The organism is Bacillus tianshenii (assembly GCA_020524525.2).
Lineage (GTDB): Bacteria > Bacillota > Bacilli > Bacillales > Bacillaceae_N > Bacillus_AV.
The window spans coordinates 2,763,776-2,786,679 of sequence record CP129018.1 but is presented as its reverse complement, the minus strand read 5'-3'; the positions used below and the strand labels follow the sequence as shown (position 1 = coordinate 2,786,679).

The 22,904-nt window shown below is 37.8% G+C and carries 23 protein-coding genes, 1 tRNA gene and 2 other annotated features; of the genes, 11 read left to right on the top strand and 13 right to left on the bottom strand.

Annotation, left to right across the window (positions count from 1 at the left end; translation table 11 throughout):
• Positions 1-52 precede the first annotated feature (52 nt).
• From LC040_14115 to LC040_14105, 3 genes are all read left to right on the top strand, one after another.
• Positions 53-1,216, top strand: a complete 1,164-nt coding sequence (locus tag LC040_14115) for an iron-containing alcohol dehydrogenase (protein ID WLR50388.1) — start codon at positions 53-55, stop codon at positions 1,214-1,216.
• 379 nt (positions 1,217-1,595) lie between these two features.
• Positions 1,596-2,036 carry a hypothetical protein gene (locus LC040_14110; GenBank protein ID WLR50387.1) on the top strand — a complete coding sequence of 147 codons (441 nt, stop codon included), beginning with the start codon at positions 1,596-1,598 and terminating at the stop codon, positions 2,034-2,036.
• A gap of 171 nt (positions 2,037-2,207) precedes the next feature.
• Positions 2,208-3,563, top strand: a complete 1,356-nt coding sequence (locus LC040_14105) for a glucose-6-phosphate isomerase (GenBank protein ID WLR50386.1) — start codon at positions 2,208-2,210, stop codon at positions 3,561-3,563.
• A 79-nt stretch (positions 3,564-3,642) separates the two neighbouring features.
• On the opposite strand, the gene LC040_14100 is transcribed toward LC040_14105, so the two are convergent.
• The gene (locus LC040_14100; protein ID WLR50385.1) at positions 3,643-4,527 is read right to left on the bottom strand and encodes a copper amine oxidase N-terminal domain-containing protein; all 885 of its coding nucleotides are present in this window, start codon (positions 4,525-4,527) and stop codon (positions 3,643-3,645) included.
• Between the two features lie 172 nt (positions 4,528-4,699).
• Between LC040_14100 and LC040_14095 the strand changes: the two genes are divergently transcribed.
• Positions 4,700-5,104, top strand: a complete 405-nt coding sequence (locus LC040_14095; GenBank protein WLR50384.1) for a YugN-like family protein — start codon at positions 4,700-4,702, stop codon at positions 5,102-5,104.
• Here the strand turns inward: LC040_14095 and LC040_14090 are convergent.
• Both LC040_14090 and LC040_14085 read right to left on the bottom strand, forming a co-directional pair.
• Complete coding sequence (locus LC040_14090; GenBank protein WLR50383.1) at positions 5,101-6,096, bottom strand: potassium channel family protein; 996 nt, start codon at positions 6,094-6,096, stop codon at positions 5,101-5,103. The genes LC040_14095 and LC040_14090 overlap by 4 nt on opposite strands.
• An 89-nt stretch (positions 6,097-6,185) precedes the next feature.
• Positions 6,186-6,428, bottom strand: a complete 243-nt coding sequence (locus LC040_14085; protein WLR50382.1) for a DUF2584 domain-containing protein — start codon at positions 6,426-6,428, stop codon at positions 6,186-6,188.
• 124 nt (positions 6,429-6,552) lie between these two features.
• Between LC040_14085 and LC040_14080 the strand changes: the two genes are divergently transcribed.
• The 3 genes from LC040_14080 to LC040_14070 all read left to right on the top strand — a co-directional run bounded on the left by LC040_14080 (position 6,553) and on the right by LC040_14070 (position 9,124).
• Positions 6,553-6,625: transfer RNA gene (locus LC040_14080), tRNA-Ala, on the top strand.
• A 129-nt stretch (positions 6,626-6,754) separates the two neighbouring features.
• The gene (locus LC040_14075) at positions 6,755-7,381 is read left to right on the top strand and encodes a transporter (GenBank protein ID WLR50381.1); all 627 of its coding nucleotides are present in this window, start codon (positions 6,755-6,757) and stop codon (positions 7,379-7,381) included.
• Between the two features lie 75 nt (positions 7,382-7,456).
• Positions 7,457-9,124, top strand: coding sequence for an alpha-glucosidase (locus LC040_14070; protein WLR50380.1), 1,668 nt, complete (start codon positions 7,457-7,459; stop codon positions 9,122-9,124).
• Between the two features lie 43 nt (positions 9,125-9,167).
• Here LC040_14070 and LC040_14065 read toward each other — a convergent pair whose 3' ends face one another.
• Positions 9,168-10,553, bottom strand: coding sequence for a DUF2254 domain-containing protein (locus LC040_14065; protein WLR50379.1), 1,386 nt, complete (start codon positions 10,551-10,553; stop codon positions 9,168-9,170).
• A gap of 152 nt (positions 10,554-10,705) precedes the next feature.
• Between LC040_14065 and LC040_14060 the strand changes: the two genes are divergently transcribed.
• Positions 10,706-10,981, top strand: a complete 276-nt coding sequence (locus tag LC040_14060; GenBank protein WLR53302.1) for a thiamine-binding protein — start codon at positions 10,706-10,708, stop codon at positions 10,979-10,981.
• A 44-nt stretch (positions 10,982-11,025) separates the two neighbouring features.
• Here LC040_14060 and LC040_14055 read toward each other — a convergent pair whose 3' ends face one another.
• The 4 genes from LC040_14055 to LC040_14040 all read right to left on the bottom strand — a co-directional run bounded on the left by LC040_14055 (position 11,026) and on the right by LC040_14040 (position 14,556).
• Positions 11,026-11,478: a hypothetical protein gene (locus LC040_14055; GenBank protein WLR50378.1), complete on the bottom strand. Its 453-nt coding sequence runs from the start codon at positions 11,476-11,478 to the stop codon at positions 11,026-11,028.
• A 216-nt stretch (positions 11,479-11,694) separates the two neighbouring features.
• Positions 11,695-12,186 carry a YtxH domain-containing protein gene (locus LC040_14050; protein ID WLR50377.1) on the bottom strand — a complete coding sequence of 164 codons (492 nt, stop codon included), beginning with the start codon at positions 12,184-12,186 and terminating at the stop codon, positions 11,695-11,697.
• 182 nt (positions 12,187-12,368) lie between these two features.
• Complete coding sequence (locus LC040_14045; GenBank protein WLR50376.1) at positions 12,369-13,727, bottom strand: sodium-dependent transporter; 1,359 nt, start codon at positions 13,725-13,727, stop codon at positions 12,369-12,371.
• Positions 13,728-13,789: 62 nt separating this feature from the next.
• Positions 13,790-13,987, bottom strand: a binding site (T-box leader).
• A 71-nt stretch (positions 13,988-14,058) separates the two neighbouring features.
• Positions 14,059-14,273: a binding site (T-box leader), on the bottom strand.
• Positions 14,274-14,355: 82 nt separating this feature from the next.
• Positions 14,356-14,556: a YwbE family protein gene (locus tag LC040_14040; protein ID WLR53301.1), complete on the bottom strand. Its 201-nt coding sequence runs from the start codon at positions 14,554-14,556 to the stop codon at positions 14,356-14,358.
• Positions 14,557-14,679: 123 nt separating this feature from the next.
• On the opposite strand from LC040_14040, the gene LC040_14035 reads away from it, so the two are divergent.
• Positions 14,680-14,883, top strand: a complete 204-nt coding sequence (locus tag LC040_14035; protein ID WLR50375.1) for a hypothetical protein — start codon at positions 14,680-14,682, stop codon at positions 14,881-14,883.
• Between the two features lie 35 nt (positions 14,884-14,918).
• On the opposite strand, the gene LC040_14030 is transcribed toward LC040_14035, so the two are convergent.
• Genes LC040_14030 through LC040_14015 form a run of 4 tightly spaced genes read right to left on the bottom strand, consistent with a single transcriptional unit; the run spans position 14,919 to position 18,890 of the window.
• On the bottom strand, positions 14,919-15,140 hold the full coding sequence (locus LC040_14030) for a hypothetical protein (protein ID WLR50374.1): 222 nt from the start codon (positions 15,138-15,140) through the stop codon (positions 14,919-14,921).
• The gene (locus LC040_14025; GenBank protein ID WLR50373.1) at positions 15,137-16,264 is read right to left on the bottom strand and encodes an endospore germination permease; all 1,128 of its coding nucleotides are present in this window, start codon (positions 16,262-16,264) and stop codon (positions 15,137-15,139) included. The genes LC040_14030 and LC040_14025 overlap by 4 nt, the downstream gene beginning before the upstream one ends.
• 5 nt (positions 16,265-16,269) lie before the next feature.
• Positions 16,270-17,451: a Ger(x)C family spore germination C-terminal domain-containing protein gene (locus LC040_14020; protein WLR50372.1), complete on the bottom strand. Its 1,182-nt coding sequence runs from the start codon at positions 17,449-17,451 to the stop codon at positions 16,270-16,272.
• Positions 17,448-18,890, bottom strand: coding sequence for a spore germination protein (locus tag LC040_14015; GenBank protein WLR50371.1), 1,443 nt, complete (start codon positions 18,888-18,890; stop codon positions 17,448-17,450). Before LC040_14015 ends, LC040_14020 begins: the two co-directional genes overlap by 4 nt.
• On the opposite strand from LC040_14015, the gene LC040_14010 reads away from it, so the two are divergent.
• Together LC040_14010 and LC040_14005 are read left to right on the top strand one after the other, a co-directional pair.
• Positions 18,885-19,082 carry a hypothetical protein gene (locus tag LC040_14010; GenBank protein ID WLR50370.1) on the top strand — a complete coding sequence of 66 codons (198 nt, stop codon included), beginning with the start codon at positions 18,885-18,887 and terminating at the stop codon, positions 19,080-19,082. The two genes, LC040_14015 and LC040_14010, sit on opposite strands and share 6 nt — an antisense overlap.
• Positions 19,083-19,124: 42 nt before the next feature.
• On the top strand, positions 19,125-21,311 hold the full coding sequence (locus tag LC040_14005; GenBank protein WLR50369.1) for a PAS domain S-box protein: 2,187 nt from the start codon (positions 19,125-19,127) through the stop codon (positions 21,309-21,311).
• 55 nt (positions 21,312-21,366) lie between these two features.
• On the opposite strand, the gene LC040_14000 is transcribed toward LC040_14005, so the two are convergent.
• Positions 21,367-22,884 (bottom strand): sodium/proline symporter, encoded by a 1,518-nt coding sequence (locus tag LC040_14000; GenBank protein WLR50368.1) that lies wholly within the window; start codon positions 22,882-22,884, stop codon positions 21,367-21,369.
• Between the last annotated feature and the right edge of the window lie 20 nt (positions 22,885-22,904).

Here is a 22,904-nt window from a genome sequence, read left to right as displayed (position 1 = left end):
GTACGTTCATAATAATAAAGGGCTTCTTAATTTTTTGATGGAGGTGGAGAAGTTGAATAACTTTGTTTATTACAATCCGACTAAATTAATTTTCGGTAAAGATCAAATTGAAAAGCTAGGGAAGGAAGTTGCTTCCTACGGAAAAAAAGTGCTTCTTGTTTATGGAGGAGGAAGCATTAAGAAGAATGGTGTATATGACAGCGTGTTAGCTGAATTAAAGAAGATAGATGCATCAGTGCATGAATTGACTGGTGTTGAGCCTAATCCTCGTTTGACGACTGTACATAAGGGTGTTGAAATCTGTAAAGCTGAAGGTATCGAGTTTGTGTTAGCTGTCGGTGGTGGCAGTGTTATTGATTGTGCCAAGGCGATTGCAGCAGGAGCGCCATTTGAGGGCGATGTATGGGACTTTGTTACGAAAAAAGCTAAGCCAGAAACAGCACTTCCACTTGGTACAGTCCTAACATTAGCGGCGACGGGGTCAGAAATGAATCCGAACTCTGTAATTACAAATTGGGAAACACAAGAGAAATATGGATGGAACAGTCCGCTTGTCTATCCAAAATTCTCGATTATGGACCCAACGTATACGATGAGCGTGCCGAAGGATCATACGATTTATGGCATAGTTGATATGATGTCGCATACGTTTGAACAATATTTTCATAATACGCCAAATACCCCGCTCCTAGATCGGATGTGTGAAGGGTTATTGAAAACAGTTATCGAAACAGCACCAAAGCTGTTGGTAGACTTAGAAAGCTACGAGCATCGCGAGACGATTCTGTACTCTGGTACAATCGCCTTGAATAACTCGCTTCAAGTAGGGATTCGTGGTGATTGGGCAAGTCACAACATTGAGCATGCTGTTTCAGCCGTCTATGACATACCTCATGCTGGTGGACTTGCGATTCTTTTCCCAAACTGGATGATGCATGTACTAGATGAAAATGTTGAACGGTTTAAACAGTTTGCGATTCGTGTATTTGATGTTAATCCATCAGGGAAATCTGACCGAGAAATTGCACTTGAAGGAATTGAAAAAGTGCGTATTTTCTGGTCCTACCTTGGTGCACCTGAACGCCTTGCTGATTATGATATTGACGACTCTAAGCTAGAGGTTATTGCAGATAAAGCAATGGTTAATGGCGAATTTGGTAACTTCAAAAAATTAAATAGAGAGGACGTACTGCAAATATTGCATATGTCTCTTTAAGTTAGAAGAAGCTGAGACAACAACATTAATTGTTAATAGAAAAGACGAACAATGAAAGATTATTCATCAAATGGATAAGCTTTAGCGTAGTCAACATACGTAGACTCCTGCGGGAACAGCACGATCCGAAGACCCCGCAAGAAAGCGCGGTCTTTGCTTTCTGAGGAGGCTGAGGCCGTGCCCGCGGAAAGCGAAGTATGTTGACGGAGCGGTCACTGCATTTGTTGCTGTTTAAAGAAAACCTGAACAACTTTGTTCGGGTTTTCTTTTTGCAAAATTGATTTGTCCAAGCTCTTTTGTACTTTTTTGTTCATACCTTTGCTGAGTGAAATGCGATAGAATATGAAATCATAACCATTTTTTGAATGGAGTTGTCAAAATGAAAAAGTTCTTTCTCTTCGTTATGATGGTTGTCGTTTTCATATCAGCTGGTTGTACGGGGCAAAATACGAACAATGGTGAAGGTCCAATTACTGAACAATTTGGCTTAGGTGATGTCAGCTTTGCAACACCAAAAAGCTGGACTGGAAAATATGAAGTCGTTGAAGATGGAAACAGATTAGAGGTCTTGCACATTTGTAAAGAATCCGAAAGCAAACAGTCATTGTTTTCACTTGCACAAATTCAAAAAGAAGAGTATCAGCAAGAAGTAAAGAACAGTAAATACAAAGATGGCTTATTGTCCCAAGTTGGCCCAATATATTATGTTGCATTTACGCCAATGGATATGGTTTATACAAATGAACAAAATTGTATTGATGAATATAATGACATGGCAATCGAACTAGACGAAGTAAAGGCTCGGATTACAGTTAAATAATATCATTTATTCCAATGTTTTATGAAACAGCGGAGCGGGAAATTGCCTTAACGATGGGAACTTGAACTTTTTTGGGGATGTCAACGTTTACATTTGGTTAGTTTCTTGCTTCCGCTGTTTTCTTTCGATAAAGTGAAAGAGCCAACCTTTAAATATGGAGGGAACAATTTAATGACAACACATATCCGTTTTGATTACTCAAATGTTTCAGATTTCATCGAAGGACACGAGCTTACATATTTGCGTGATATTGTGAAGGTATCTCATCATGCGATTCATGAGAAAATAGGTCCAGGCAATGATTTTCTTGGTTGGGTAGACTTGCCGCGTGATTATGATAAAGAAGAATTCTCTCGTATTCAAAAATCTGCAGAGAAGATAAAAAATGATTCTGACGTGTTGCTTGTTATTGGGATTGGTGGTTCATACCTTGGTGCGCGTGCAGCAATGGAAATGTTAAATCACTCGTTTTATAACGCGTTAAGCAAGGAACAACGTAAAACACCGCAAGTAATCTTTGTTGGAAACAATATTAGTTCCACATACTTGCAGGATATTTTTGATGTAATTGAAAATAAAGACGTTTCGATTAATGTAATTTCAAAATCTGGTACAACGACAGAGCCGGCAATTGCTTTCCGTATCTTCCGAAAGCATCTAGAGGAGAAATACGGCGTAGAAGAAGCTCGCAAACGAATCTACGCTACAACAGATAAAGAAAAAGGTGCACTTAAAACTCTAGCCGAAGAAGAAGGCTATGAGTCATTCATCATTCCGGATGATGTTGGTGGTCGTTACTCTGTTCTAACGGCAGTAGGTCTACTTCCGATTGCGGCAAGTGGTATTGATATTGAAGCGATGATGAAAGGCGCAGCCGATGCACGTGAACAACTGAGTGCGTCTGAACTTGAGCAAAACCCTGCATATCAATACGCTGTTATTCGAAATGCTTTATATAATAAAGGAAAGTCTATTGAAATGCTTGTCAATTATGAACCGGCCCTACAATATTTCGGCGAGTGGTGGAAGCAGTTATTTGGAGAAAGTGAAGGAAAGGATGGAAAAGGAATTTTCCCTGCTTCTGCAAACTTCTCCACAGACCTACATTCTCTCGGTCAATACGTCCAAGAAGGTCGCCGTGACTTATTTGAAACAGTATTAATGGTTGAAAAGCCGCGCAAAGAAGTCACAATTGATGAAGATAAACAAGACTTAGATGGCTTGAATTATCTTGCAGGAAAAACAGTTGATTACGTCAATAAGAAAGCATATGAAGGAACAATGCTTGCCCACACAGATGGCGGCGTGCCTAACCTTGTCATCCACTTACCGCAGCTTGATGCCTATACATTTGGCTACCTTGTCTATTTCTTCGAAAAAGCATGCGCAATGAGCGGTTACTTGTTAGGCGTTAACCCATTCGACCAGCCTGGTGTTGAAGCCTATAAGAAAAACATGTTTGCCCTCTTAGGAAAGCCTGGCTATGAAGCAGACAAAGCCGCATTAGAACTGCGCCTTAAAAAATAATTCATGATGACAAAGAGCTTCACCGTGTTAAGCGGCGAAGCTCTTTGTTGTTTTAGAGTCTGATAAGAGGATGGTTTACTTAATTAATCTTCAGCCACCACGCATTCCCATCAAGGTTGCTGTTTGCTGAAAGAACGGTCAGAGTATATGGTCCAGTATAGTAGCGTAGATTTGTGTAGAGTCCTTCGTCGATTTCATGTGGACTTCCGATGCGATTCGTAATATGGGCATTTGTTGTTTTATTCGGTAAGCTCACAGCAATTTCGGTAATTTTCGGCTGAAGGAGATACGTATTTCCTTTCTCACCGAGGAAGAAAATCCAATAATGCCCGTATTTCAGTCCAGGTATGTCTTCTGAGGCGTAAGAGCCGTTATGACGATATTCTGGAAAGCCATACGTGTTAACGACTTGTCCTAATGAATTAGCTGTAAGTGAGGCATGAAAGGGTCCTAGGAATCCATTTTCGGCATCTTTAAGAAACTGCTCATTTAAATCATCTAATGAAAAAGAAAAATCAGCTTTTGCAAACTTACCATCATTAATAATAATCATCTGTGTCTTTTCATCCCAGAAGACCTTTTTACCTGTTGCTTCGGCTACAAAACGAAGTGGTATCATTGTTTTGCCATTCTTGAGCACCGGAGCATTAGTAAGGATTTGTTTATTGTTATTAATGTAGGCATTTCGTTGATTAAGAAATAACTGAATAATTTTATTGCTGTTCTTGCCTGTAATTTTTCCTTGTTTGGCATTCCAATCAATTGTTAAACCTAACATTTCAAAAATCGGACGAAATTCAACCATAGTTGTGCCGTTTTTCACATAAGGTTGATTAACAAAGTTTGGCTCTTTTCCATCAACAAAAACATAGATCGGTGGATTTATCTTAAGCGCTGCAGAAGACATGGTAGGCACAAGAAGGAGGGACAAACAACTCAGCAATAAGAGTACAATTCTTTTCAAATATTACGCCTCCTTAAGACACATATATTTATACCTATGAAGAAAAGCGTTATTGTATGAAAAACGACAAGTTGCTTGTTTGTATAATATGGAAATTAGCATACTTGATTATGATTCTTAAATGATTGGGCAATCTAATAACAGAATGATATAAAGGGTGGTGTCCGAGCTTATGATACCAGTAAATTCAAAGGTCGAAGGAAAGGTCATCGGATTGTTTGAGTTAGAACAAACACTGAAGCCGATTGGATATGATATTGGTGGAAACTGGGATTATGATCATGGTTATTTCGACTATAAAATTGATGATGAAGTAGGCTATCAGTTTCTACGGGTGCCGTTTGAAGCCGTTGACGGACAGCTTGATTCGAAGGGATGTACTGTACGTCTTCAGAAGCCGTTTCTACTGTCACATAAATACCAGCGTGGATTAGATGATAATGTGCACGTTTTTAACTTCAAAGCTTCATTTGACCAGTTCTCAGAACCTGAAGACCCAGATGCAGAATTTCCAAAGGAGCTTGTTCAAGTAGGAGAGTCATTAGTAAAAGAGTTGGAACAAGTGTTACATGTTTAATTTTCGATAACTAATAGATAATCTCCTTTAGCAATTTGAAAGTCAAGCGGCGGATTCACAATGGATTCGTCGTTTCTTTTTACTCCAAGCAATAATTTTTGCTCCTTGAGAAAAGCTTGACTACATTCTCCAAATATCGCTCCTATACAATCTTCAGGTGCTGCAACAAATTTCAGCTTACTTCCCTTAATATGATTCAACATTGTAAAGATGGTATCTGACATTCCGTGTGATAAGAAGCTATTCATCATGACGAAGCTTGAAAAAGTATTCGTTTCAATTAGTTCATCAGCACCAGCTCTTTTGGCGTTTGCGACTTGTTGAGCAGTTAAAATTTCAATGATACTATGGATTTGTGGGTTTAATCCTTTTGCAGTAATTAGCGTAAGAATAGAGCTCATATCTGCATCTTTTTCATTTTTATTTTGATCAGCTGTAATTAAGATTGTTTCAGCCCTTTGAATGTTTGCTTGTTGTAAGGTAGCATCATCTGTTGGATCGCCTTTTACGAAATGAACTTTCGGTAAGGAGTATGGATTTTGCTGTAGGGTTTGGTCAATTAGAACAACATGAGTGTTACGCTCTAAGTTAAGAATTTGTTCAATCGTGCTTTTAACCCGTTGATTCCAACCGACAAAAACAACATGCTTCTCTCCGCGAAAAGTGGCTGCCCCTTCATTGTAAGCATTCAAAAAATTAATCGTTGACGCAGACAAGGCTGTAATGTAAAACGTCACAAAAGCACCGCCAGACAAGATCAATAGAATACCGATAATTCGACCAGCAGTACTGGTTGGTACATAATCGCCATACCCGACAGTGGAAGCGGTAATTACAACCCACCAAATTCCATCAAAGATCGTTGGGAAAATATTCGGCTCAAGAAAATGAATAATAATGCCGAAAATTACGATTAACCCACACATGATAAAAAATAAACGTAAAATATTTGAAGCACGTAACAACGAGCCGATTGTTCGACTGTTTCTCATACGCTGCCCTCCTTCTATGATATCTTTTACAGTATGGGCAGAATACAAGAAGGGTATAAGCAAAAAAACAGCTCGCTTTGCGCGAACTGTTAATTAGGTGAATGTAAGCTTGTTAAATCATAAATTAAAATCGTTTTGTTATCTTCCCACGTAATTTTACGAATCATCGCTTGTGCATTTACATCGCCGTCCTCAGTCTTCCGCACTTCAAGTACTACATCCAATGGATAGAGACGATATCCATCCTTTATAAGTTCAAAGGTATTGTCTTGAATTCGTTTTGCTTCTCCATTCGTAATGATATTCGTAATTAATTCAAGCGGCATTCCCATCTTGGCGCTCATCCTTTCTCTAGCTTTACTTCATTATACAATTTATTGAGGCAGGTTTGTACGTATATATGAGAATGATTGACAATAGAAGGAATTGTGAATAAAATATTAGATATACATATACGGGGCCATAGCTCAGCTGGGAGAGCGTCGCGCTGGCAGCGCGAAGGTCAGGGGTTCGAGCCCCCTTGGCTCCATTCTTCGAAAAGCTCACTTTCTTATTGTATAGGAAGTGAGCTTTTCTATTGCAAATTATCTCAATATGTAAGCGATTTCCAGAAAGAACAAGTATAATGGAACTAGAGCTTATAAATGGGGGATGAGCTATGCAAAGTGTGATGAAACGAATTTATGAAGTGATAATGATTGTACTTGTTATGCTTACAATCCTTACTCTTTGGACAAATCAATCATATAACACAACAATTAATTTAATTGTTTGGGCTGCTTTTTTTCTTGATTTTTTAGTGCGATTTATACGTTCGGAGAATAAGTGGGAGTTTCTGAAGCAGAATCCTTTTCTTGTGATTGCGATTATTCCGCTTGATCAGTTTTTTCAAGTAGCAAGAGTTGTACGGATCATTTACTTATTTCGAATCAAAACGATTACAAAGTATTATTTCCAGCCTCTCGTTGACAAACTAACCTACAAATCGAAAACCATGCTCTTCCTTTCAATTTTTGTATTTTTAGCAACTGAAGCTCTTATAATCTGGCAAATAGAAGAAAGCATTGGTGCATATCATACTTCATTACTTTTTATAATAAGGCAACTGATGTTTTTTGGTCATAACTCCGGGGTTGCTCCAACTACAGCTACATTATGGCTTCTTACTATTACCTCCATCATTGGCGTTATTCTGCATGGTTTAGCTATTCAATGGTTATTTAGTAAATTAGAATTCCTGCTCTCTAAGTTAAAAGGGAAGAAAGGAACTGGCTCAAATCCCTAAGCTCATCCATTATCCTAAACAAAGACATACAAACGAAAATTCAGGGTATTATGAACATGAAGAGGGGGTTATGATGTGGAGAAGAAAAAATGGTGGAAAGAAGCAATTGGTTATCAAATCTATCCGCGTAGCTTCCAAGATTCAAATGGGGATGGCATTGGTGACCTGCAAGGAATTATTCAACGATTAGATTACGTGAAAGATTTAGGGATTGATGTCATTTGGATATGTCCAGTATATCAGTCACCGAATGACGATAATGGCTATGATATATCTGACTACCAAGATATCATGGCTGATTTTGGTACAATGAGCGACTTTGATCAACTTCTTCACGAGGTGCATAGGCGGGGAATGAAGTTAATCATCGACCTTGTGCTGAACCATACAAGTGATGAACACCCTTGGTTTATTGAATCACGTTCCTCTAAAGAAAATAGTAAACGAGATTGGTACATATGGAGAGACGGAAAATCAGGGAAGGAACCAAATAATTGGGAGAGTATTTTTGGCGGATCTGCATGGGAGTATGATGAAGAGACCCAACAATATTATTTACACTTATTTTCAAGGAAGCAGCCTGATTTAAACTGGGAAAATGAAGAAGTACGACATGCACTCTACGATACGGTAAACTGGTGGCTTGATAAAGGAGTAGATGGATTTCGAATTGATGCGATTAGTCATATCAAAAAACGTCCTCATTTACCAGATATGCCAAACCCAAAGAAGAAAAAGTATGTTTCCTCATTTGCGATGCATATGAATCAACCTGGCATTCACGAATTTCTTCAAGAATTAAAAGACCGTACCTATGGTAATTATGATGTGATGACCGTTGGAGAGGCGAATGGCGTCAGTATTGAAGAGGCTGACCTTTGGGTTGGTGAAGCAAAAGGTAAGATGGATATGATTTTTCAATTTGAACATTTAGGGCTTTGGGACGCTGAAACAAAGCCAGAATTAGATATCGTAAAATTTAAGAAAGTATTAACGAAATGGCAAAATGGCTTAGAAGAGGATGGGTGGAATGCGCTGTTTATTGAAAATCATGATAAACCACGGGTCGTTTCAACATGGGGAAACGACGATGAGTACTGGAAAGAAAGCGCGACTTCCATGGGGGCGATGTATTTCTTAATGCAAGGCACGCCATTTATTTATCAGGGGCAAGAGATTGGGATGACGAATGTCCAATTTCCTTCTATTGAGGATTACGATGATATTGCAGCCAAAAACTTATACGCTGAGAAAAAAGAAGAAGGCATATCACATGATGAAATAATGGCATTCATTTGGGCATCGTCCCGTGATAATAGCCGGACACCGATGCAATGGTCAAACAAGCCCAATGCCGGCTTTACAGAAGGCAAACCTTGGTTGAAAGTTAACCCAAACTATAAAGTCATTAATGTTGAGAAACAGTTAAATGAAAAAGACTCCATTCTTCATTTTTATAAACAAATGATTCAATTAAAAAAAGATAATCCTGTGTTTACTTATGGGAAGTATAAACTGCTGAACCCAAAAAATAAACATACCTTTGTCTATGAAAGAACCATTGATGAAGATAGAGCCTTGGTGATATGTAATTTATCAACAAAAAGAGTACGGTTTAAAGCAGATGATTTCTTTCTGAAATTTGAACAGTTATTATTAAACAACTATCCGGTTAGAAAGCACAAAGCAATAAAAAGCTTTACATTAAAGCCGTATGAAACAAGAGTGTATCGAATAACCTAGAAACAGAAAAACGATGGCTTAAGCAATAGCAGCCATCGTTTCGTTATATTTGCTCTTCGATTTTTAGTAAACGTCTTTCTACAGTATAATAGTCTTCTTCGTGGTCTGTGAATAAAGCTAAATGGTACAGCTTCTCTAATAAATAGTCACGATCTAGGTCGTATATAAATTCAGTTGGAATGTGGTCGATTGTATTTCTGCTGAATTCCCATATCGTTTCAAGTTTGTCGCTGTTGATTGATTGAGCAATCATGCTGAGTGCTAGGATAATTTCTGTAATGATTAGATAATTATCACCTGCATAATGACGAATATAACCAAACCCTCGATATAAATAATAATTAAAATCTTCTGAGGCCATGACGATACGAGTTTGATTGTTTTTGTCTGCTAAGTATGGGGTAAAGGTGATGTCACCTTCGACAGCTAAAAGTAGGTCAGCCATTTGATGAATAGTTGTAATTGTTGTTTTTGGGTCGTCATTGCCGAGTGATTTGATTGCGATCTCTGTAAGCTTATTCATCCCCATCTTAATATCTTGAATTTCTGTCTCTTTGTAGCCGATTTCAATTAAACTGCAGTATTTAGCTACATCAATTTGTTCTGCGCCGGGTCCCCAATAAGAAAAAAGCCGGTTATTTTTCAACGTATAATCGCCAACTTTATTATATAACTGAATAACAATATCATCTTTTCGTGCTTCTTCTAGCATTTTTCGAAAGTTGAACCATTGAACATAACCTGACTGAGGGGAAAGCGCTAATTTTTCATGGTTTCGATAATCTTCTAACATGTTTCCTGGTTTAACAACTCGATATCGTTCAAGTTCATCTTTCAATGACTGTTTAATAATACTTTTTGATTCATTCTTCATGTTGTACGTAATGTTATGAACTTGCATCCAGCTTGTTGCATGGTTAATGAAGAAGATAAACGTTACAGCTGAAAGGAAAGCAAGTAAAACAGTCATACTTGGCACTGCAACAAAGTATTCCTCTGGTTTGCTTGTAATAAAAAGAAAGACAACTAATACATAGACAAAGCTTCCGTGGAAAATACCAAGAATATGTTGAGTAATTCTGTCTGAGATAAAGTTTAGTAACATTCGGGGAGAAAATTGACCGCTAAACGTTGTTAAAACAACGAGTACAGAGTTCAAAGTAAATGCGCTAAGTGTTAAAATACCCCCGATTAGCGCACTTACTAACAAACGAGTAGGCTGTGCTTTTGCGTGAAAGAATGAACCTACATAATTAGAAATCTCTAATCTTAAGTCTAAATAAAGTGTTAAAGCTACAAGTAGTAACGCTACTCCGATATAAACAAGAGGCATATACCACAAGGTTAAAGAAAGCTCATATTGTCTTTGTCGCTTTGACATAGCTAGATATTTCTGGATTTCAAGAGGTAGTAGTTTTTTGAACATCATTGTGTACATTCCTTTATCGAATTAATGGAATCTACTAGCGCTTTACCCTTTAGAAATATTGGTAAAACAGCTAACCACCATGTTTAATAAATATTGAAAAAAGGAACGGTTTACAAACGACAAAAATAGGAAGGAGAGATACAGTGCCAACAATGACTGCAGGCATTCAAGTATTGCCGAATGGAAAAGATATGGATACGGATGGTCTTATTCCAAAGGTAGTCGAAGTTGTTAAAAACTCAGGGTTAAAATATGAAGTAGGCCCAATGGAAACAGTTGTGGAAGGAAATGTGAAAGAAATTTTGAACCTTGTTGAAGAAGCACAACAAGTAGGCGTCGATTCAGGCGCAAAAGAGGTTATTACAAATGTGAAGCTTCACTATAAGCCAGAAGGTGTCACAATTAACAATAAATTAAAGGATGTATAATAAGAAGAGAGAAAGGGAGCAAACTGATAGTGGTTTGCTCTTTTTTATTTCGGTAAAATTTTTCGGTTGACTAAAATTCGATAATAAATAAAGGTCGTTAAAAAGCCAGCAAAGTAGAAGGTAAGGGTAAAAAAGATACTCCATCCATTTGTATAGTGGATTTTACCAAGCATGACTGCAATTCGCTCAGAAATGGTGGAAACAATGGTGAATAGCAACATCAAGATAAGGTCATTTATGACTTTCTTTTGCAAAAAATAAATGAAGGAGCAAGCTAAAATCGGATACAACCCAAGGCAATAAGGAAGAGCAGATAATGAGGTGTTCTTATAGACAGGTGTAACTTCCCAAAAATAATTAAATCCCCAATCATTTAAGATGAAAGAAATAAGCCCACCGATTGGAGCGATTAAAATAACCATAATCGGTGCTTTCCTATATAAGTAAACACCGATTAACCACGGAATAATTAAGCCAATTGTAATGTTAATGAACATCTCTAAATCCCTCCTTATGACCTATTCGGTAAGATTATTGTATCCATTACAAAACGACAATAATCGACATAAAGCGCGTTTAGGCACAAAAAATTGCTCTTTATTAATTGAGGAAACTCACTAAAGAAACCCCAATCCTTCAGTCGGATTGGGGTCTTAGCCATATGTTAAGCCACGACCCAAATAGGGCGTGGCTTAGGTTTTGTGTGGAGAATATTACAATTCTGGAGGTGTCACACGTCTTTGTTCATTAATTTCACTTTCAAGTGATTGGTCCGCCCCATTCACTAATTCTTCCTTTGCCTCTTTAAGCTTTCCGCCAACTTGTTTTAAGTCTTTTCCTGCTTCTTTTGTAGAAGAGAAAGCTTCTTGTGAATCTTCTTGTACGTCATTTACTTTTTCAACGATATCTCCGCTTGCTTTCTCGTAAATGTTTTGAAGGTCATTAATCACTTCCTTCAGAACTTCTGAAGCTCCTTGGACACGTTCCATCACTTGGTCTTTAGTGCCAGAAGGATTTTCTTTTACTTTGCCTGTTATTCGTTTGACAGAGCTAGTCGCTCCTCTAGTCTTTGTTTTTACTTGTGTGCGGGTCGAAGAATCTAACATTGTAATCGCTGCACCGGCAATTGCGCCTGCAACCATACCCTTCACTAGCTTACTGTTCTGTTGTTGCTTTTCAGTTTTCACTTTCGTTTGTGCTTGCATTCTATACACTCCTCAATAAAGATTTTCGCCTCTGTCTTTCATGATTAATAAGCTTTGTATATATAAATGGGTGTTTAGTGATTGTCTACCTTTTATTTTTCATTATTAAACAGAGGAATTTGGAGTAGGCTTTTTTTTCTAGTACTAAAAAAGACCTTCAACAGGTGAAGGTCTCGTTATTACTATCCAAAGATCATATTCCATATTCCAACGACATGAAGGAAGACAAGAAAAATTGCAATTGGCGCTACAAAGCGAATGAGTACATACCAGAGTTGGAATAATCCAACAGCAAGCCCACCACCATGTTGCAGCTCTTCAAGCAATGCTGATTTTTTTATTTTTAGTGGAACGAAAATGGCAATCATTAATGCTCCGAGCGGCATAAGGATGTTACTTACTAAATAGTCCGCTAAATCGAAAATTGTTTTGTTAAATAGGGTGATATCACTCCACACTCCGAAAGATAATGCGGAAGGGATACCTACGACAAAAATCGCTCCCCCGATGATCCATGACCATTTTTGTCTCTTTTCTTTGTCTCCTTTTGAAATAACAGCAACGATAATTTCAAGCATTGAGAATGCTGACGTTAATGCTGCAAATAAGAATAGCAAGAGAAAAGCAATAAAGAAGACAATTCCAAATGCCATTTGATTAAAGACAACTGGAAGTACATTAAATAATAAAACTGGTCCAGCATTCGGTTCTAACCCGAATGAAAAGACGGCTGGGAAAATAGCTAAACCGGCAAGCAAAACAATAAAGATATTCATCCCAACGATTGATATTGCAGAACGTGGTAAGTTTTCAGCCTTTGAAAGGTAGGAGCTGTACGTTACCATCACAGATACCCCAACACTTAATGTGAAAAATGATTGCCCTAAAGCAAACAAGATCGTTTCTCCAGTTAATTTCGTAAAGTCAGGAAGGAGAAGAAATTGAATTCCTTCCATTGCTCCTTCAAGTGAGACAGAACGGATAATTAATACAATAAAAATAAGGAATAGAATAGGCATCATAATTTGACTAGCACGCTCAATTCCTCTTTTAATACCTCGGGCGACAACAAACATTGTAATAAACATAAAGATAAATTGTACAACGACACTGATTACAGGATCTGAAATCGTTGCTTGGAAAATTTCTGCGTATTGTCCCTCATCTAGCCCGCTTAATTGCCCAGTAAGTGCTTTGAAAAGGTAAATAAGTATCCAACCGCCGATAACGCTATAGAAAGAAAGCAAAATAAAACAAGTAATCATTCCTAAATAACCGATCGATTGCCATAATGAATTTGGCGCAATTGCCTTATAAGATTCAATCGCATCTTTTTGTGTACTTCTGCCGATAACAAACTCAGCTAATAATAGCGGTAAGCCTAATAAAAAAGTGAACAGTAAAAAGATAAAGAAGAAAGCTCCACCTCCGCTGTTTCCAGCAACATACGGAAATTTCCAAATTGCTCCTAGTCCAATTGCAGACCCTGCAGAAGCCAGTATAAAGCTAAGCTTTGATGACCATTGTTCTGTCTGTTTCAATGTTCCTTACTCCTTCCATTTATTTCATTGTTATGTAGACGCAAATAAGCCGCCCCCACAAACGTAGGGGCGACTTTCACCGCGGTACCACCCTAATTCAGAGAACATTGTATGTTCTCTACCTCTTTCAGTCTTTATCGAGACAAACCGTATTACTCCAGGAATGAATTTCACTGCTTTATATGTACTGATTCGCACCAACCATCAGTTCGCTGTAACATGGATAAAGAAGCTACTGTTGTTCCTTTCAACGTATAAATATTGAATTGTAAAAATTTAATTATTATTCCGATAACTAATAAAGGTTATAAAAAACGCCCCTACGAAATTACGTAGGGACGATTATCATCGCGGTACCACCCTAGTTATGAGGACGAATCCTCATCACTTTATTGTGTTAACGGTTTAAAAACCGGCTTTTACAAGATACTGCAAAAGCTGCTCCAGAAGTGAATTTCATGCTCTTCTATGTACTGATTTACACCAACCATCAGCTCTCTATAACAGGGAAAAGAAACATTACTGAATTTCTCTCAATGCATGTCTTTATATCAAATTTTTATTACTATCTTTTTTTACCATTGTTCTTAATGGTATGTCAAGATAAATTTAATCCTATTGTAGGATTTCACTCAATAATTGTATCCACTCTACCGACTTGTCCGTCATGTAGGCGAACTTTAATACCGTGTGGGTGATATTGAGAATTTGTTAGCAAGTCCTTGACTGTACCTCGAGTTGTTTTTCCTGTTCTTTGGTCTTTCTTCAATACAATGTCAACCTCTAATCCTGGTTGAATGTTTTTTCGATAACGTCCATCCGTTGCCATCTTATCCATTTCCCTTCTTTGTTCAGCTATTTATTATTGTAGCAGAGAATTATGATAATTGTCGTTTGAAAAATAGATGCATGATAATAGGTGAACGATAAAAACTATAATTGAGGTGATAACATGAAAGACGCAAAAAAGTTCCCAATACCAAATCAAGCAAGCATGGGAGGAGAGGTAGGAATTCGAACAGACATAAACTCTGAGCATCCATACAGTAGTATTGACCACTATGCAGGGGATTCAGTAGATGAATACAGACAAATTGAAGCAGCAAATGAACATATTGCAGATAAAGAAATAGCTCAAATTACCGAAAATTCTTAGCTCTAATCCCCGCTCCACTTGAAGCGGGGATTTCTCTATTTCAAAAACGGAAAAATACTTTGGGATGCCTTTGTAAATAAGCGAATAGGTTGAAGTGGATCAGCTATTTCACCTTGTATCCATGTCCACCAAATCCATCCAGATAGAGAGGCGAGTAAGAGAAAAGTAAAGAAGCTTTTCCAATCTTTTTTCATGCCAATATAGATGAATACAGAGAGGACTGGGGTAAGAAAAGAGAATAGCATAAAGGTTTTCATTGTCCCTCTCCTCCTTTTTTTCGAAACAGAGAAACGACAAGTAAGAGGAGCGGAAGTAAAATACCTAACAAAAAGGAATAGTATGGTGTTAGCTTTTGAGCGATATCAATGTTTTCAATAATATTGTCATGCACACCTAAGGCAAAAGCTAACGTCACAAATGTAAGCAGCATAAGAATCGGTATTTGATATGGAAAGTTTAAGATATGCTGAATAAATACTAAAGAGGCATGTAATAAGACAGCAACTTTAATGACCACTGTACTAATTAAAATTGAAGAAACAAACACATCAAGGTTTTCAAGCGTACCACCAAAGAGACGGATTTCTTGAGCAGCTGCAATGGTTGGATAAGTTAAATGTGATATTCGAGTGACACCAATTGTGCCGATTAATAGAAACACGACGGCAATTGTTGAAATCGTAGCCACGGCACTTGCCCCAAGTATGCTTCTTCTTCCCCAAGCTTCATTTCGAGCTAATGGAAGAATGGATGTAATTGCGATGAATTGTAAATATGGAAAACTAAAAAAAGCCAATGTAGAAGTTTGAATTGCTTTCCAATTGAACGAATCTGGGGGAGGAATTACGCGATCTTGGTTCCACTCTCCTATTAACAAAAAGAGGGACCCCCAGAATATTAAAAAAATCACCGGGGTTAAAATTTCGACGAGGCGTCCCATTGTTCGAACGCCTTTTGAAATCATATATACAGCTGGAATTAAAGTGAGAAAGTGAAACACAGTAATAGGTGTTCGTTTCATGGATACAGTGGTAATCAAATCACCGACATTTCGGGTGGAGAAAGCTGCAACAAGGACAAAGAGATAAATAAAAATGATTGTAATGAGAGCTCCAAATTTCTTGCCGAGAAGCTCTGTTGAAATTTCGGCGAAGTTTTTCCCAGGGTACTTCTTATGCAGATGAAGCCAGACCCATATCGGTCCTAAGCTAAGGAGGAAGGCAAGCGTTGGTGGAAGCCAAGCCCATTGTTTTGTGCTGCCAATTAAACCACTCATCTGAACAAAGTAAGTAGGACCGATTAAGTAATTCGCAGCAATTAAGAAAAACTGCCATGTAGTAAGCTCATTTTTTTGTTGGTTCGGATTGGCTGTTTTGTTCACTTTGCTTAGCCTCCTTCCTCTTCCTTATATGGGTTTGTAATATTGCCGACTTCATTGAAGATTACTTTTGTTTTAACGTTAACCTTTACCTCTTTTAGCTTTATGTTTTTATCTTCTTTTGGGAGGTTTGTAGTTAGCTTTAATAAATCAATATCTTCTTCTTTAAGCTTCGCTATAAAAGAACCTATTTGTGCTTCTAATTGCTTTTCTGCCATCTTTTCTAATTTGTTGATTGTAGGTAAATTTAAGTTAACGGTGCCTTTGCTATTTAAGTATTGCGCTTTACAGAAAACATCAAATTGGTAGGAAGGAATTGATTTCTTTTTGAGTTTTTTATCTTGCACCGTGCATTCAGTAAGTTCAATATATTGTTCAGGTAAGCCGTTTTCTTCCTTAAGTGTAAGGGGTATTTGATCCAATCGATTCATTAACAAATGATACATTGTCATATCCTTTATGGAAAACTTCACGGGTTCACCTTTATTTTGAAAAGCAATCCCTCCTTCAAGCTGAAACATCCCTTCGCTTGCATCCATACTATGTAATGAATCAGTTGATGCTTGGTCGGTATTGCTGTCTGTTGTGGTGATGGCAGGAAATAACACATTTCCTTCATTGAAAAAATGTTCCACGACATCGCGAATTCGATAGTTCATGTCTGTAGCTGTATATTGTTTTTGAACGTTTTGGAAGTTACTAAAAATCCATGCTCCAGGCACAACATTTAATTTCGTCATTGTATACATCGTTTCTTCTAAAGGCGAGGTAGAAACAGCCATTAAAATGGAACCGCGTGTTTCCCGGAAACGCTCTAGAAAATTAAAAATCTCCGTTAAATCCTTTGGTGTAAGTTGTTGGGAAAGTAAGATTACTCTCGTTTTTGCAAAAAATAATTTTCTTGGCAGCTTTAATGACGCAAGCTCAACTGCTTCCTTCAAGGAAGTGTGGCGACTTGAGATTGTATAGACTGGACTTGCTTCTATGCTTTTTTCTTGGGAAGCTGTTCCAGAAGGATATACGACTTGAAAGTAGACAATGAATTCATCAGTGCGTTCGTCTTTTTCAAATCCAACTAGATCTACGATCGCTAATTGTGAAATGTCCTTTTGATCCCAGCATCCTGTAAGCATAAAAAAGATAATCGAACAGATGACAACTTTCCAAAAGTAAGTGCTGAAGTATGTCAATGGCGCTCTCTCCTTCTTGCAATTGCCTTTGGTAGCTTGTTTTTCACCCAGTTGTCGGGAAGTTTAATATAAGAATCCCTCAAATCTCTTAAGTTTAATGGCGCAAAAGGAGAAAGGAATGAGACGCCGAAGGATTGTAGTGACGCAGCATGAATAAGAACCATCATAATACCGAAGAACATGCCATAGAAACCAAGTGAACCAGCTAAAATCAAAAAGAAAAAACGCAAAACTCTTGCTGAGATACCAAAGTTGTATGCAGGACTTACAAAGTTTGCAATAGCTGTAATCGATACAACAATAACGACCGCTGCAGAAATTAACCCTGCTTGTACAGCTGATTGCCCAAGGACTAAAGCGCCTACAATTGAGATGGCAGAACCAATTGGTTTAGGCATTCGTAGACCAGCTTCCCGTAAAACTTCAAATATTAGCTCCATGACCATTACCTCAAAGAAAGCTGGATAAGGGACGCCTTCACGTTGAGCAGCGATACTGATTAAGAGTTCGGTTGGAATCATTTCTTGATGAAACGTGGTCAGTGCCACAAAAAGTGCAGGTACAAATATTCCCCACAAAAAAGAGGAAAATCTGAGAATACGAAGTAATGTTGAAATGTCCCAACGTTGATAGTAATCCTCTGGTGTTTGGAAATACTCTACAAATAATGTTGGGACAGTTAAGACGAACGGTGTACCGTCTGTGAATATCGCTACTCTACCTTCAACAATTTTTGCAGCGATGACGTCAGTACGTTCTGAGTTTGCAATTGTCGGGAATACTGAAAGTGTTTTATCTTGAATATTTTCTTCAATTTGTTGAGATTCCAGGACATAATTCACATCTATTTTATTTAATCGTTTTACTAGTTCGTCAAGAACGGATTGGGGGGCGATGTGTTCAAGATAGGCGATAACAACTCTAGTACGTACTTCCTTTCCTACTGTTACAGATTTTAAGCGAAGCTTTGGATGGCGAATACGCATACGAAGTAAGCTTATATTCATTTCTAAACGCTCTGTAAATGCTTCATGAGGACCGCGTATCGTAATTTCAGATTCAGAAGGACTTGGTTCACGTCCTCTAACTGCAAATACACTACAGCAAATGTAATCAGATTCACCTTCGATTAAAACGATTGCACTTCCATCTAATAGTTCATCTAGCAGTGTTTTATCATCCGTTTTCTCCAAGGTTGAGGGTGTCGAAATGATTCTTCTGAAAGTTTCAGTTAACGGCTCATGCAATTCTGCGTGTTGGAGTCTATCAATAATCTCTCTTTGAACAATTTCTTTGTCAGCTAGACTTTTGAAGTAAATCACAGCTACAGAGTAAGTCGACTTTTTAATATGATGGATGATTAGATCAGCAGGGTTTTCGAATGAATCTTTTATATATTCAATTCTCCCTAAAAACCCTGTGTGCTTACGCCAATGCATAAAAAACACCCGCCTTACTCAAGACAATTTGTATCATTTATGATTTCCAGATTAGGTTTGATTATGCACAAATATCCAATTAAGTCGAATAAAGTAGAAGTAAGTGGAAAGGATGGAGCTAAAGAGCTTGTAAGAGAACGTTATGTAAGTAAAGTGTCTAATTTTGTTGTTCAATTTGTACTGCAATCATAGGGAATTTCCTTCATAGTAAGTGGAGAGGAGGGTGAAACAAAAATGTTCGATGCTATTTTGAATCCACAATTCGTAGGCCAAAAAGAGATAAGCTGGTTTCTTTCAATCACGAAAGATGCTTTTTTTATCATTGACGATAAAGGGAAAATTCAATTGTGTAATCCTGCTGTTACAGAGATATTAGGGTACTCATCGGAAGAGTTAGAAGGTCAATTCATATATGAGCTGTTTCCATCTCCTTTAAAAGAGACAGTATTAGAAAATTTAACAAAGGTAGTAGGGGAAGATACCCCTTTCTCATTTCCATCAGTGATTATTGGGGAGGGAGGAAGCTGCATACGTGTGAAGTGGAATATGACCTATAATAAAAAAGCTGAAAAATTGATTGTTGTACTGCAGGAAATGAGTCCAAAAGAATCTAGCTCAGATCTAATAAGTGATAAATATGAGCCGATCTTAAAACATGCAGAGGATGCAATTGATATTTTAGATATTGATGGGAAAGCCCTTAAAGTTAATAAGGAATTTGAAAGACTTTACGGGTGGACAAATGAAGAAGTACAAGGGATGCACCTTCCTATTATTCCGTCTCATTTACAGGATGAATTTCAAGTTTTAAAAGGAAGGGTTCTAAAAGGTGAACGGATTGTGAATCATGTAACTTTTCGTCAGAGAAAAGATGGGGCATATTTTCCGATCAGCCTTACTATTTCTCCGTTATATGATGAAGACAAAATCTGTGCCTTCCTTGCTACAACAAGGGACATTACATACCAACGAAATATTGAAGAAGAGCTTTTGAAACAAACAAATTTACTCGATCAAACCAATCAGCGGTTAGAACAAATTATTGAAAGTATTTTAGATGGCTTCTTTGCAGTAGATACAGACTGGAACTTCATCTATGTGAACCATATATTAGAAGAAATATGGGGGATTCGTAAGGAAAAGCTTGTTGGAGAAAACATTTGGGAACTGTTTCCAAGTATAGTCGGCACGATCTATGAAGAAAAATATCGCTCTTCTATGAAAACAAAGAATCCCTTACGCTTTAAAGCTTATTCTGAAGGGTTAAAAAAACATTATGAAATTTGTACCTTTCCGTTCCATGATGGGCTAGCTGTCCATATTCGAGATATTCATGAACAGCAAGTTACGCTTGAAAAGTTGCAGGAGAGTGAGGAGAATATCCGCCAAATTACTGAAAATACGAAAGAGGTCTTCTGTATTCATAAAGCGGATCATTCAGGTGTTGTATATTTAAGTCCAGCCTATGAAAATATTTGGGGCGTGCCAGTCGACAGCATTTCTTATAATGATCCAACACGTTATATCGAAATGGTACATCCTGAAGATCAAGAAAAGTATGAAAATTTCCGCCTTAGCGATGCTACATCTTACCAAGAATTAGAATATCGGATTGTCAGGCCAGATAAACAAATTAAATGGGTTCGTTGGCGTAGACATCCTGCTTATCAAGCACAAAATAATGAAAAAAGAGTCATTAGTATTTGTGAAGATATTACAGAGTTAAAAGAAAAAGAGTTATTGCTAAGTAAATGGGATAAGCTTGGGGTTGTAGGTGAATTAGCAGCAGGGATTGCTCACGAAATACGAAACCCTTTAACTGCAATAAAAGGGTTTATTCAACTTATTGATGAGCAGACGAAAGGACAGTATACTCGAATCATTCTTGGAGAACTAGAACGGATCGAATCGATCATTAATGAGTTTTTATTACTTGCCAAGCCTCATCAAGAAATGCAATTTCAAAACACTCATATTCATGACATTCTCAATGAAGTACGTGTACTTCTAGAACCAGAAGCATTGCTTCATAGTATTAGAATAGATTTGTTGTTAGGGGATCATTTACCGATTATTTGTTGTGAAAGCAAGCAGCTGAAACAAGTCTTTATTAATATTATGAAAAATGCAATTGAGGCTATGTCTGATGGAGGGACAATAAAAATTTCTTCAGAAATAGTGGATGAAGAATTTATTTCTGTGAAAATTTGTGATGAAGGAATAGGGATGCCGAAGGAGCGGATTTCAAAGTTAGGAGAGCCTTTCTTTTCGAATAAAGAAAAAGGAACTGGATTAGGACTGATGGTCAGTTTCAAGATTATTGAAAACCATGGAGGCTTTATTCAGTTTGAGAGTGAAGAAGGAAAAGGAACAGAAGTAGATATTCGTTTACCTGTTTCTTCAGCTCGTTGTAAGCAATAAGCCTAAAACAAACACCGCCCGGGATTGGATGGTGTTTGTTTTTATAGGCCATTGTTTATGCTTTTGTCGTAGTTGTGTCCACTGACAGTGCTTTTTTGTCATTATCATAATAGTGTCGATTATTTTCTTGTTCGAAAATTTCGCTATCTTGAGGTTTCGTTATAAGCGAGATTCCGATAAAGGAAACCGTCGAAATAATCATCGCAAGTGCTCCTGTATCAAGCTTTGGTACATAGATGCCTTTTACTTTTAAAATATATAAGCCAAGACTACAAATCAGGCCGAGAGCTGACGACCAAATAGCGGCTTCTCGAGTGGCACGTTTCCATAATAGCCCGATACTAAGAACAGGTACGAGTGAGGCGGAGAAAATACCCCAGGATGCATTCCCGAGCCAGCCGACTAAATCAGGCGGGTTAAGTGAAAGTAAGAATGTAAGAGCAATGACACCTAACGTAACACCTCGTGAGTATGCAAGTTCTTTTGTCTTTGGAAGCTCTTCTCCCTTTCGAATAATTTGTTGATAAATATCCCGGACAATTGAAGAGCTGGCAACAAGCAAAAATGCTTCACTCGTAGACATAATGGCGGCCATAACCGCTGCAAAGATAAGACCTGCAACAACCGGATGGAAAAACGTTTGAATAAACATTGGGGTTACGAGATCAGGAGATGCAGGAGCAGCCATCGAACCATTACTAACCATTACACGAGCATATAAACCGGCGAACCAAAGGAGAACGGTGATCCCGTATGTTGAAGCTGCAATGATACATGCCCATTTCAACATCGAAGCTTTCTTTATCATGTAAAACTTCGAAACAACGTGAGGTTGACCTTGGTGGCCAATCATATAGATGAAGAAGTAAGAGATAAACGCAAAGATTCCAATTGAACCTGTACTATGATAAGCGTTTACCATATCTGGATTAATACTTGCCAAATCTGTGTTCATTTTCGTCATCCCGCCTACCATGTTCATCCCGCCGATAAAGACGATAAGCGAACCAATAACCATAATGATCATTTGAATAAAATCAGTCCAAACAGCACTGATGATCCCGCCGCCAACAACGTAGACCGTTAAGATTGTTACACCTATTAGGAGAGCCATTTGATAGTTAATTCCAAGGATTGTTTGCAGCATATTTCCAAGTGCTTTATATTGGGCCATTTGATAACCGATTGCTCCACCTAGAATTGCTAAAGCGGTAATCCCTCTCACAGCTTTACTTTTATAACGAATTTCAAGGAGGTCAGGAATTGTAAGGGAGCCAAATTTCTCAGTAATTCGTCTCATTGGTTTGGCAAGGATGAGAAAGCTAACGAATATCCCGCCAGTTGCGAATATGCCAATCATGAAGATGGAATAGCCATTTTCATAGACAAGTCCTGGTAATCCGACAAATCCAAATCCAGACATTGTAGTCGAAGAAACAGCGAGTGCAATAAGCCATGGCCCAAAGCTTCTTCCTCCGATATAAAATGTGCCCATGTCTTTTTGGTGTTTTGTTGACCATAATCCAATCCCGAACATGAGTAGTAAATAAATAATCCCAATCGTTAGAATCATCTATTTTGCCCTCCTTCACT

Coding starts and splice junctions, on each gene's coding strand:
- LC040_14110 (WLR50387.1), top strand. CDS start 1,596: ATGAAAAAGTTCTTTCTCTTCGTTATGATGGTTGTCGTTTTCATATCA.
- LC040_14040 (WLR53301.1), bottom strand. CDS start 14,556: ATGGCAACGGATGGACGTTATCGAAAAAACATTCAACCAGGATTAGAG.
- LC040_14035 (WLR50375.1), top strand. CDS start 14,680: ATGAAAGACGCAAAAAAGTTCCCAATACCAAATCAAGCAAGCATGGGA.
- LC040_14015 (WLR50371.1), bottom strand. CDS start 18,890: ATGCATTGGCGTAAGCACACAGGGTTTTTAGGGAGAATTGAATATATA.
- LC040_14060 (WLR53302.1), top strand. CDS start 10,706: ATGACTGCAGGCATTCAAGTATTGCCGAATGGAAAAGATATGGATACG.
- LC040_14085 (WLR50382.1), bottom strand. CDS start 6,428: ATGGGAATGCCGCTTGAATTAATTACGAATATCATTACGAATGGAGAA.
- LC040_14065 (WLR50379.1), bottom strand. CDS start 10,553: ATGATGTTCAAAAAACTACTACCTCTTGAAATCCAGAAATATCTAGCT.
- LC040_14095 (WLR50384.1), top strand. CDS start 4,700: ATGATACCAGTAAATTCAAAGGTCGAAGGAAAGGTCATCGGATTGTTT.
- LC040_14000 (WLR50368.1), bottom strand. CDS start 22,884: ATGATTCTAACGATTGGGATTATTTATTTACTACTCATGTTCGGGATT.
- LC040_14105 (WLR50386.1), top strand. CDS start 2,208: ATGACAACACATATCCGTTTTGATTACTCAAATGTTTCAGATTTCATC.
- LC040_14030 (WLR50374.1), bottom strand. CDS start 15,140: ATGAAAACCTTTATGCTATTCTCTTTTCTTACCCCAGTCCTCTCTGTA.
- LC040_14005 (WLR50369.1), top strand. CDS start 19,125: ATGTTCGATGCTATTTTGAATCCACAATTCGTAGGCCAAAAAGAGATA.
- LC040_14090 (WLR50383.1), bottom strand. CDS start 6,096: ATGAGAAACAGTCGAACAATCGGCTCGTTGTTACGTGCTTCAAATATT.
- LC040_14010 (WLR50370.1), top strand. CDS start 18,885: ATGCATAAAAAACACCCGCCTTACTCAAGACAATTTGTATCATTTATG.
- LC040_14075 (WLR50381.1), top strand. CDS start 6,755: ATGCAAAGTGTGATGAAACGAATTTATGAAGTGATAATGATTGTACTT.
- LC040_14055 (WLR50378.1), bottom strand. CDS start 11,478: ATGTTCATTAACATTACAATTGGCTTAATTATTCCGTGGTTAATCGGT.
- LC040_14050 (WLR50377.1), bottom strand. CDS start 12,186: ATGCAAGCACAAACGAAAGTGAAAACTGAAAAGCAACAACAGAACAGT.